This window comes from Bacillus cereus group sp. BfR-BA-01524, assembly GCF_022662595.1.
In the GTDB taxonomy this organism is placed as follows: domain Bacteria; phylum Bacillota; class Bacilli; order Bacillales; family Bacillaceae_G; genus Bacillus_A; species Bacillus_A thuringiensis_S.
Genome location: NZ_JAKUDW010000448.1, coordinates 1 through 224 on the forward strand (window position 1 = coordinate 1; position 224 = coordinate 224).

Sequence of the window (224 nt, forward strand, 5' to 3'; positions counted from 1 at the left end):
CCGGTTTTTTTGAATTCGGTGTTCCAGGTTTCTCTGGATTCGGTGTTCCAGGTTTTTCTGGATCTGGTGTTCCAGGATTTTCTGGATCTGGTGTTCCAGGTTTTTCTGGATTGGGTGTTCCAGGTTTTTCTGGATCTGGTGTTCCAGGTTTTTCTGGATCTGGTGTTCCAGGTTTTTCTGGATCTGGTGTTTCTGGACCTGGTGGTGCTAAATGATTCAATTTG

At 45.1% G+C, this 224-nt stretch carries 1 pseudogene; it reads right to left on the minus strand.

Features of this window, described 5'->3' with window-relative positions:
* Window positions 1-224 (minus strand): annotated as a pseudogene (locus MR170_RS31830) (hypothetical protein); the annotation flags it as partial.